The sequence below is a fragment of the Chthonomonas sp. genome, from assembly GCF_035294165.1.
In the GTDB taxonomy this organism is placed as follows: Bacteria; Armatimonadota; Chthonomonadetes; order Chthonomonadales; family Chthonomonadaceae; genus Chthonomonas.
Window position 1 is genome coordinate 1 of record NZ_DATGLN010000205.1, and the last position, 10,665, is coordinate 10,665.

Here is a 10,665-nt window from a genome sequence, read left to right on the forward strand (position 1 = left end):
CATGATCTCGCGATTCTCCTCTCCGGCAGACCATCCGAGAAGCACGAGAAAATTGAAGAGGGCTTCGGGCAGGTAGCCTTCGCGCACAAACTCCATGAACTGTGTGGCGCCGTGGCGCTTACTCAATTTTTTTCGGTCGGGACCGAGGATAAGAGGGGGATGCACCAGTTTTGGGGGTTCCCAGCCGAAGGCCTGTATCACCGCCATAAATTTGGCGGCGCTGGAGAGCCAGTCATCCCCACGAATAACATGGGTTACACCCATGAGGTGATCATCCACGACGCAGGCGAGGAAGTATGTGGGATAACCGTCCGATTTCAGGAGGATCTGGTCGTCTTGGGAGCGATTTTCGTAGACGATCTCACCCCGAACGAGGTCATGCACAACCGTTTGGCCTTCGAGCGGCATGGCCAAGCGAATCACAGGGGTTGGTTCAACGCCCTCTTCACTTAGGCGCTTTAGACGCATCTGCTCGCGGCGTTGGGGGTCGCGGCAATGCCTGTCGTAGCCGGTGGGGATGCCCCGTGCCTGTTGCTCTTTACGCATGGCTTCGAGGCGTTCCTTGCTGCAGTAGCAATAGTAGGCCTTGCCTTCGGCCACGAGCTTTTCTGCATATTCTTTATAGATTTCGAGCCGTTGGCTTTGAATATAGGGGCCTTTAGGGCCACCGGTGACCCACCACTCGTCAGGAACGATGCCAAGATATCGCAGGCTCTCTTCGATATCCCACATGCCTTCTGGAACATAACGTTCTGGGGTGCGATCGGTATCTTCAAGGCGAGCGATGAACTGTCCCCCCTCTTTTTTGGCGAGTAACCAGTTATATATCGCGGTGCGCAGGTTGCCCACATGGGGTGAACCGGTGGGGCTAGGCGCATAGCGAACGCGAACCGGCATAGTTTCTCCTTAGTGGATTATGTACTTCCGCTTGGAACGGTCGAAGCCTTGAGAAAGTTTGCGGGCATCGAACACCCACACGCCACCGCGTTGGAAGAAGCAGTGATAGCCGGAGAGAATGGAGGCGACCATTCGGCGTTTCATACGGCGTACCACATTTGCCTCGGTGAGCAAGGTAAGGTACTCGATGCCTTTGCGGTAGTGCTCCATGATATGCCGCAAAATCTCAAAATTGGGAAGTTGCTCGGTTTCTGCACGTTGTTGAAGCTCAAGCAACTCGTTAATGCGGTTGCGGCTAATGAACATTATCGGTTCACTTTCATCGTTATAGTTGACGACGTACCGATCCGGAGCTTGGCGTTCGAGGGTAAAGGTGGCTCCTGAGTCGATGGGAATTGTCGAGAACCAATCGAAGAGGCCGTAGAGAAGGCGTGTTTCGTTGTTGACCCAAACCTGCGCCGTTTGCCCCCCCGGCAAAACGAACTCGGTTTCAAGGATGGTAGGCTTTGGTGGGAAAAAGCCGGGTGGGAACTGACAGAGCGGCATAGTTCCGATCTGTTTATGATGGTATTTGATCACCGCACGGGCGGTTGTGGGCGGGTTGGGGTCCGGCTCGGGAAGAGGCTCTTCTTCATCGAGCACGTCTTGGGCGAGTGGGTTGAGTATCTCCTGACGAAGATTACCGTCGAATCCCTCATCTTCGAGCAGTACATCTATTGGATTGCCATCGGCATCGAAGTAGGTCTCTTGCGGATAGTGAAGGATGGAGGGGACGGTGTAAACGTAGGGCGGCAGAGAGCCTTGGGGACGGAACCGTAGGCTGCCCACCCAAAGCACTCGTGAGTCCTCTTTGAGCGCTTCGGTAATGGTGTCAAGGTCTTGTTTGTACGTTGGATAGGAGGGTGATATTTCAAAATGCTCTTCGAGTAGTTGATTGGCGAAAGTGGTGCCATCGGTCTGAAGCACCTTTTGCACAAGGGCTTCCCTGTCTTCATCGGTGAGTTCGAGGGGCAGAATCTCCTGTTCCTTCTGCAGTTCAGCCTCATCTCCCACCTCTTGTTCGGCCAGTAAGGGGAAGAGCGCGCGCAGACGGGCCTCTGTTTTCGCCCCTATCCATAGGTTGCCCTGCAACGGAAAAGCCCCACTGCGATAGATGGCCGTATAAAATTTGCGTGCATCGAAGCCTTCAGGATCGAGGTGGTAGGCGAGGAACTGCAGCACCTTACCGTGCACCGGTTCATCTACCCTATCGAGAAAAACGGGAATTTTCTCGGTAGGATTGGTAGTTAGTTCTAGCTCTTCCGCGAGGGGTAGATAGCGGTAGACCTCTTCGGGGGTTAAGAAGTTATCGAAGAGAATCTCCTCTTCGCGCTCCTGCTGGGTTTTGCTGTAGATTGCCTCAAGGCTGGCCTCGGTTTCGAGGAGCCACCCTGTGGGAGCGATGGCGGTGTTTTCAACATGAAAGTAGCGTTTTCCATCTATGACGTAGCGGCGAATAATGTCGTCGTAGACCTCTTGGGGGCGATGGTAGATCGCGCTCATCTCGCGTGCGAGGATTTCGATACGGAGCGGACGGCCGCATTCCAGAAGAATACGTTGCAGATTCCTGTCGAAGGAGTGCGAGGTATCCATATACCGCAGCCAAAGCGTCCATCGCCGTTCGCGAGGTGCCACACGCTGATTATTCTGGGTTGGGTCGAGGGTAAACCGATCTCGGTGTGTTATCAAAATAACGCGCGCTAGTTTCGCATCAAATTCGGGCAAGGCGATGCTACGGGCGATATCTATGGTGCGTAGCGACGTACCGGCCTGCAGCAGTGTGTTGCAGATAAGGTCTGCTGCGTAAAGCGAGGCCAGAGTAAGCTCTTTGTTTTGTTCTTCCGGTTTTTGTGGTGCGGCAGTGGCCACGTTTGTATTCCCCCCTTGCTAGCTCAGCTAGCTGTAGAATGTTTCGCTGTAGATAGTAGTGATGAATGCGGTAACGTTGTTGTGTGCGATTCAATAGGCTCGCCGATCAGATCGTAGGCACGGGCCTCCGTTATACGGGCTGTAATGAAGGTACCAGGGTTGGCAAAACAGCGTTTCACGTAGACCTTACCGTCAACCTCCGGGCCATCGCGGAAAGAACGTCCTATGGCAGTAGTAGGGTCGAGCGGAGAGCGCCCTTCTATAAGCACCTCTAGAGGCCGTCCGATCCACCGACGATTACGTTCATAAGAGATCGTTTGTTGTCGTGCCATGAGCCGTTCCCGCCGTTGCATTTTGACCCGTTCCGAGACCTTTGGCCGCATGGTTGCGGCCGGTGTCCCTTCCTCAACCGAGTAGGTAAAGACTCCAACTCGGTCGAACTGAGCTTCTTCAAGAAAACGTTCAAGTGTTGCGAAGTGGGCTTCGGATTCACCTGGAAAACCTACAATGAAGGTCGTACGAATGGCGGCATCCGGCATGGCATTCCGGAACTTCTGGAGAAGCTCGATGTAGCCTTGATAGCTCATGGGACGACGCATCTTGCGCAGGATGGCGTTATCGGCATGTTGGAGAGGCATATCAATGTAGTGGCATATTTTCTGTGTTGTTGCAAGCGTTTCAATAAGTTCGTCGTTAACGCGTGACGGGTAGCAGTAGAAGAGCCGAATCCAATGAAGTTCCTCGATCTCCGAAAGGGCTTTGAGCAGTTCAGGCAAGCGAGGGCGTTTATAAAGGTCGTAGCCGTATTGGGTTGAGTCTTGAGCGATCAGATTCAGTTCTCGTACACCTTGCGCAGCGAGTTGATGGGCCTCTTCGATGATCCGTTCAAAGGGCTTACTTACATGGCGGCCCCGGAAGGAGGGTATGGCGCAGAAGGTACAGGTGTGGTCGCAGCCTTCCGAGATTTTGAGATAGGCAGACCAGGGTGTACCCCATCGCACACGGGTCGGCACATTTACCCAACGGTGATGGGGATGTGCAACGGTTTCCACGAGTTGGCTGGGGCGAATAAGAACTTGTTGGGTGATATTAGGTACGCGCTCGATTTGACCGGTGCCTAGAAAAGCATCCACTTCCGGAAGGGCTTCGGACAGTTCTTTGGGGTATCGCTGTGCCAGGCAGCCGACCACAACGACTTTCTTTACGTTTCCTTGTTGTTTTTGGGCAACGGCTTCAAGAATGGTGTTGATCGACTCTTCACGCGCCGATTCGATAAAGGCACAGGTGTTGATGATAACCACATCGGCAGTGGTGGAGGCCAATTCTTGTGGGGAGCTGATGAAGCGAACGGAGTGGCCTTCTTCTTTCAGAAGGCCTAGCATCTCCTCACTATCTACCTGGTTCTTGGCGCAACCGAGATTGATGAGACCTACGGTGCGTTTATCGTTTTTGATTTGGGTTTGAGACATGGCCACTGCCGCAATATTGATTCGAGCTATAAAGTATACCCCAAATGCGAAGCGAGGTGGCTGCTTCCTGCTACCCCATATAGCCACCACGCGGAACCCTTTAAAAAGGAGAGGTTGAAACGAATTGAGATTCGGTATTATGTTAGGAAAGAGAAAATAGGGGCATTCTATGTTTACGGGCATCGTCGAAGAGATCGGAACGGTTGTTGCTGTGAAGAGTGGAGCACGATCGGCTATTATCGAGATAGAGGCCTCCAAAACCGTCCAAGGCACGGATGTGGGAGATAGCTTGGCGGTAAACGGTTGCTGTCTTACCGTGGTTAGCAAGGAGGAGATAGATGGAGACGCCCATCCCGGTGCGATTCTTCGTTTCGATGTTGTTCCTGAGACAATGATGCGAACGAATTTAGGCGACTTACACAGTGGCTCTCCGGTGAATTTAGAGCGTCCGTTGGCGGCAGAGGGGCGCTTCGGCGGCCACATTGTGCAGGGCCACGTGGACGGGGTGGGGCACGTTAGGGAGATAAAGATGTCTGAGAACGCACGGATTATGGAGATAGCTTTCCCTCCTACTTTGCGACGTTATATCGTTGAAAAAGGCTCCATTTGTGTAGACGGTGTTAGTTTAACGGTGGCTTCCGTGGAGGCTGAGACGTTCATTGTTTGGCTTATTCCGCACACGTGTGAGGTGACCACGTTGGGCAGACGCCTGCCAGGGGATAGGGTGAATTTAGAGTGCGATCTCATTGGGAAATATGTGGAGAGGCTTTTAGTGGAAGTCTTGCCTGACTATGTGAAATCTTTTGGGAAGGGGTGCTAACGGCGCATGGCGCGTGAGGCCTCCGCACTGCTGGTACGTCCCCTGGTGGTGGCGGACGCTGAGGCCTGTGCACGCCTATTTGAGACCGATACGAACCGCTTCCTGACGGCGCATATCAACCTAGAGGTTTACGGCTATCAAAATGAAGCCCTACCGGCCTGGGGAGCTTTTGATGAAGGAAGGTTGGAGGGAGTGCTGTTTCGCTATGCGAATATGGTGGTTATTGTAGATAGAGATGGGCGCACGGCGGCAAGCTTCGCATCCATTATAGATGGACAAGAGGGACTGTTGGGTGCAAGGGGTTCTTTAGAGGCGATCTATGGGTTACGAGCTTCTTTGCAGCGCTACCGGGCAGTAGGCCTAGAGGTAAGTCCTTTTATGCGTTTAGACGGCCCTCCGCAGTGTGAGGAGTCTCTTTTGCGGCTAGCGCGTCGAGCCACAATGGGCGATCTCGATAAGTTGGCCGATCTCTATGCCGGCGCGGGCAACATGTATCGCAGTCGTCCGAACGTTATGGGAAAGCTATCGAGTGGGCGGGTATTTGTGGTGGAGGAGCCAATAGGTCACTCTTCCGCAGTACGAATTGTTTCTTGTGCCCTGCTAAATGTGGAAAGTAAGCATGTTGGTCTTATCGGAGGAGTTTATACACGACCGGAGGCGCGCGGTCATGGTTATGCGGCGGCATGTACGGCGGCGCTCGCCCTCGATCTGCAGAAGGATGGAAAGCTGCCGTGTCTGTTTTACGAGAACCCGGTGGCCGGGCGAGTGTACCGGCGATTGGGCTTTAAGGAGGTCTCGATATGGGGGCTGCTCTATTTGGAGGATTCGTTAGCGGGGGCAGGTCGCAAATAGGGCGTAAAAAGTGTAGAATGTATCGGCCTTGTGTCAAAAAATCGAAGTTGGAGGTTCTATGTTTGTCTCTATACGAGATGAGATCGTTTTCGCAGCGGGATATAAGCAGCTTGGAGAAGGGTTGAAGGATTTAGGCTACCAAGCCGTGGAGCTTCTGGTGCAGCGTGATGACACGGTGCCGGCGCTACAGCCGGTAGAGGGGAAGGAGCGCCTCCGGCTCTCCGGTGAGGAGGGGTTGGCTGAGCTGAAGCGCCAAGCGGAGGGCGTGGGTGTACAGATTTGTGCCCTATGCATGGGCAACAACTTCAACGCGGCGGACTGGGAAGCCGAAATCTCTTGGGCGGTGCGAACTGTGGAGGCCGCTGCCAGTTTAGGGGTGCCGGTGGTACGGATTGACCCTCTTCTGAAAGGGGAGCCCCATCGAAGCCCGGCGGAGACACAAGCCCTTGTGGTCAGGGCTTTAAGCGAGATACTGCAGCGCACGGCCGACAGCGGGGTGGATTTAGGGATAGAGAACCACGGCGGGATTGGCAACGACCCAGAATTTCTGGGCTATGTGCTCTCAACCGTCAATTCGCCGCGTTTAGGGTTAACGTTGGATTCGGGTAACTTCTATTGGCGTGGCTGGCCCCTTTCCAAAGTCTATGCCATTTTTGAGCGTTTCGCCCGCGATGTAAAGCATACGCACATCAAGAACATCGCCTATCCGGAAGAGGTTCGAGAGAGCGAGCGCGCTATCGGCTATGAGTATGGGCGCTATGTTTCTCCGATATACGAGGGAGATATTGATCTCTCTCGCTATGTGCGCTTGCTGAAGCAGGCAGGATATTCTCGCGATCTCTGTATGGAGGACGAGTCGCTGGGGCGCTTCACTGAGGTGGAAAGAAGGGAGAATTTACGGAAAGGACGCCAGTACCTAGAGAGGCTTATTCAGACCGCATGAGGTAGGATCTCTTATTAAGAAGTGGATTTCGCCGTGAAAGGAGAGGATATACATGGAAAGAAGGGTTTTAGGGAAGACCGGTTTAGAGGTCAGTGTGCTTGGGTTTGGTGGAGCGGAGATAGGCTATTTGGGGGCAGAAGCTGCCACGGTGGAACGTCTGCTCAATAGTGCTCTGGATGCCGGCTTGAACGTGATTGATACGGCAGAGTGCTATTCCAACGGCCAAGTTTCAAGCGAAGAGCTTATTGGGCAAGCAATTGCCCACCGGCGCTCCGAGTGTTATCTATTCACCAAGTGCGGTCACGCCTCTGGGCTAGACTACCCTGACTGGAGCCCGATGTTGCTGGAGAGGTCTATTGAGCGGAGTCTGAGGCGTTTGCGTACAGATTACCTCGACCTCATTCAGCTTCATACATGCTCGCTTGAGGTTTTGCAACGTGGCGAGGTCATCGAGGTGCTGCAGCGGGCGCGGGATGCCGGCAAAGCGCGATTTATCGGCTACAGTGGAGATAATGAGGCTGCACTCTACGCACTTGAGTGCGGAGCTTTCGATACCTTGCAAACCTCTATTAGTATTGCCGATCAGCGTGGCATCGATCTCTTGCTGCCTGTAGCCCGGCGAAATAACATCGGTGTTATAGTGAAGCGGCCAATAGCGAACGCGGTTTGGCTTTACAAAGAGAGGCCTTCAAACGGCTATATCGCCCCTTACTGGGAGCGTTTGCAGAAACTTCAGTACAGTTTTCTGGCGGACCCTGAAGAGGCAGCGGCAACGGCGCTGCGTTTCGTGATCGGTTTGCCGGGCGTTCACACGGCGATTGTCGGCACAACAAAGCCGGAGCGCTGGCAGCAAAACGCCAAACTGCTGGAAGCTGGGGGATTAGAACCGGAGCAGATAGAGATGATACGCAGGCGCTGGAAGGAGGTGGCCGAAGCCGACTGGGTGGCACTTAGTTAGCGACGTATGCGAATAACGTTTCTTGGTACGAGTTCTGGTGCTCCGACCCGCAGTCGCAATGTAAGCAGCGTGGCTCTGCAGTTGCCGGAGCGGGGCACCCTATGGCTGTTTGATTGCGGAGAGGGGACCCAGCACCAGATTCTGCGTTCTCCATTGCGATTGAGCCATCTCGAGCGCATCTTCATTACTCACCTGCATGGCGATCATCTCTTTGGGTTGCCTGGGTTGCTAGCAAGTAGGGCGATGCAAAACGGTGGCACCACACCGGTCACACTCTATGGGCCGGCGGGGTTAGAAGAGTACGTGCGGCTGTCGTTGGATATCAGTCGTTCGCGACCGAGCTACGCCATTACGGTGCAAACGGTTCGCCCCGGCTTGATTTACGAGGATGAGCGATTTGAGGTTTGGGCAGCCCCTATGCGGCATCGAATGGAGTGTTACGGCTATGCCGTGGTGGAGAAACCGTTGCCGGGGCGTTTTGATGTGGAGCGCGCGAGGGCGCTGGGGATACCGGAGGGCCCACTCTACGGTCGTCTTAAAGCCGGTGAGGTGATTCGGCTGGAGGATGGCCGCATTATTGACGGCAAAAGCCTTGTAGGGCCGCCACGTGCTGGGCGTAAAGTAGTCTATTGCGGTGACACCATCTACACTCCAAAAGCCGTGGAGCTGGCCCAGGGTGCCGATCTGTTAATTCATGAGGCAACCTATACCAAAGACGAGTTGGAGCATGCCAAACGCGGCATGCACTCTACTGCCGAGATGGCAGCGCGGACGGCCGCCGAAGCCGGAGTGCGGTGTTTGATACTGACTCATTTTAGTGCGCGCTACGAAACCGGTGACAAGATGAATGCGCTGCTGCAGGAGGCGCAGGCGATTTTCCCCAACACCATTTTGGCCCATGACTTTATGATTTATGAGGTTCCCCGTCGCGAGCCACAGTAGGTTTTGGAAAGGTTGTCTACTTGGAACTTTATAATACCACACTAAGGTAGTATTATAACGAGACACTAATTTTGAAGAGATTGAGGGATGCCCTATGCGCATGGATAAATTAACTATCAAAGCTCAAGAGGCGGTACAGGATGCCCAACAGCAGGCAGTGACGCACCAGAACGTGCAGATTGATGTGGAGCATCTGCTCGCCGCCCTACTGCAACAGACAGACGGTGTAACCCAACCCATTCTCCAGAAACTCGGAGTGAACGTGCCGGTGCTGGAACGTCAGCTTGAGGCGGAGATCGAAAAGTTGCCAAAGGTTTCCGGCTCGGCAGAGCATGGGTCTACGATATCCCCGCGCCTTCGTAATGTTTTCAACATCGCCTTTTCAGAGGCCGAGAGGATGCAGGATGAGTATGTTAGCACAGAGCACCTGCTACTCGGCATTGTTGTGGATGGCCAGAGCAATGCGGCGCGACTTCTGAAGGCACAGGGAGTAACCCAAGATAACTTGCTGCAGGCGTTACGCGACGTTCGCGGAAATCAACGGATCGTTGACCCCAACCCTGAAGAGAAGTACCAGGCCTTAGAAAAGTACGGTCGCGATCTAACCGAAGAGGCACGAAAGCAGAAGCTGGACCCTGTGATCGGGCGCGATGAAGAGATTCGCCGTGTTATTCAGGTGCTCTCACGGCGCACGAAGAACAACCCGGTTTTGATAGGAGAGCCGGGTGTAGGAAAGACAGCCATTGTAGAGGGTTTGGCACAGCGCATTGTGGAAGGCGATGTGCCTGAGGGTTTACGCAATAAGCGCATCATCGCGCTTGATCTCGGCTCTTTGATCGCAGGCACAAAATATCGTGGAGAGTTTGAGGAGCGCCTCAAGGCCGTGCTCAAAGAGATCGCCCGCGCCGAAGGCTCCATCATTCTGTTTATAGATGAGATTCACACCATTGTGGGGGCGGGCGCTGCCGAGGGCGCTATGGATGCCTCCAACATGCTGAAGCCGATGCTGGCGCGGGGGGAACTGCGCTGTATCGGCGCCACCACGCTGGATGAGTATCGGAAACACATCGAAAAAGATGCCGCTCTTGAGCGACGCTTCCAGCCGATCTACGTTGGTGAGCCATCTGTAGAGGACACGATCGCCATTTTGCGCGGTTTAAAGGAACGTTATGAGGTTCACCATGGCGTGCGAATCACCGACAGCGCGCTGGTTGCTGCGGCAGTGCTTTCGCATCGTTACATCTCCGACCGGTTTTTGCCGGACAAGGCCATAGATTTGGTGGATGAGGCGGCCTCGCGCCTACGCATCGAGATCGACTCGATGCCGGCGGAGATTGATGCCGTGGAGCGGAGGATACGCCAACTGGAGATCGAGCGCATGGCCTTGTCGAAGGAGACCGATGAGGCCGGTAAAGAGCGCCTTGCAAAGATCGAGCAGGAATTGAGCGACCTGCGCGAGCAGTCGGCGCAACTGAAGGCCCGCTGGGAGAACGAGAAGCGGGTGATCCAAAAGATCAGCAAGACCAAACAAGAGATCGAACAGGCTCGGTTGCAAGCGGAGGCTGCCGAGAGAGAGGGTGACCTGGCAAAGGCGGCCGAACTGCGGTACGGGGTAATGCACGCGCTGAACAAGCGTTTAGAGCAGGAGCAGGCCGAGCTGCGGGAGGTCCAGCAGGGCGGTCAGGCTCTACTAAAAGAGGAGGTAACAGCGGACGACATCGCCGAGATCGTCAGTAAGTGGACGGGCATCCCCGTAAGCCGTATGTTGGAGGGCGAGATGCAGAAGCTGCTCCACATGGAGGAGCGACTGCGCCAACGCGTGGTTGGGCAAGACGAGGCGATTACGGCGGTGGCCAACGCGGTTCGGCGTTCGCGC

General features: G+C 54.5%; 9 protein-coding genes. 6 read left to right on the top strand and 3 right to left on the bottom strand.

The annotated features are described in order from the left end of the window. The 3 genes from gltX to rimO form a co-directional block, all read right to left on the bottom strand. Positions 1–897: glutamate--tRNA ligase (gene gltX, locus VKV29_RS11105; protein ID WP_324201373.1), on the bottom strand; the 897-nt coding region annotated here is incomplete at its 3' end. 9 nt (positions 898–906) lie between these two features. After that, the gene (locus tag VKV29_RS11110; protein ID WP_324201374.1) at positions 907–2,805 is read right to left on the bottom strand and encodes a hypothetical protein; all 1,899 of its coding nucleotides are present in this window, start codon (positions 2,803–2,805) and stop codon (positions 907–909) included. A gap of 23 nt (positions 2,806–2,828) precedes the next feature. Further along, positions 2,829–4,274 (bottom strand): 30S ribosomal protein S12 methylthiotransferase RimO, encoded by a 1,446-nt coding sequence (gene rimO / locus VKV29_RS11115; protein ID WP_324201375.1) that lies wholly within the window; start codon positions 4,272–4,274, stop codon positions 2,829–2,831. A gap of 169 nt (positions 4,275–4,443) precedes the next feature. Here rimO and VKV29_RS11120 point away from each other — a divergent pair, with 169 nt between their 5' ends. The 6 genes from VKV29_RS11120 to VKV29_RS11145 form a co-directional block, all read left to right on the top strand. Continuing rightward, on the top strand, positions 4,444–5,094 hold the full coding sequence (locus tag VKV29_RS11120) for a riboflavin synthase (RefSeq protein ID WP_324201376.1): 651 nt from the start codon (positions 4,444–4,446) through the stop codon (positions 5,092–5,094). A 6-nt stretch (positions 5,095–5,100) separates the two neighbouring features. After that, entirely contained in the window at positions 5,101–5,946 is an 846-nt protein-coding gene (locus tag VKV29_RS11125) for a GNAT family N-acetyltransferase (RefSeq protein ID WP_324201377.1), read from the top strand. 58 nt (positions 5,947–6,004) lie between these two features. Continuing rightward, positions 6,005–6,889: a sugar phosphate isomerase/epimerase family protein gene (locus tag VKV29_RS11130; protein ID WP_324201378.1), complete on the top strand. Its 885-nt coding sequence runs from the start codon at positions 6,005–6,007 to the stop codon at positions 6,887–6,889. 52 nt (positions 6,890–6,941) lie between these two features. Further along, the gene (locus VKV29_RS11135; protein WP_324201379.1) at positions 6,942–7,847 is read left to right on the top strand and encodes an aldo/keto reductase; all 906 of its coding nucleotides are present in this window, start codon (positions 6,942–6,944) and stop codon (positions 7,845–7,847) included. Positions 7,848–7,853: 6 nt separating this feature from the next. Continuing rightward, entirely contained in the window at positions 7,854–8,789 is a 936-nt protein-coding gene (gene rnz, locus VKV29_RS11140) for a ribonuclease Z (protein WP_324201380.1), read from the top strand. A gap of 94 nt (positions 8,790–8,883) precedes the next feature. Beyond that, the coding region (locus VKV29_RS11145; RefSeq protein ID WP_343217364.1) for an ATP-dependent Clp protease ATP-binding subunit at positions 8,884–10,665 on the top strand (1,782 nt) is incomplete at its 3' end.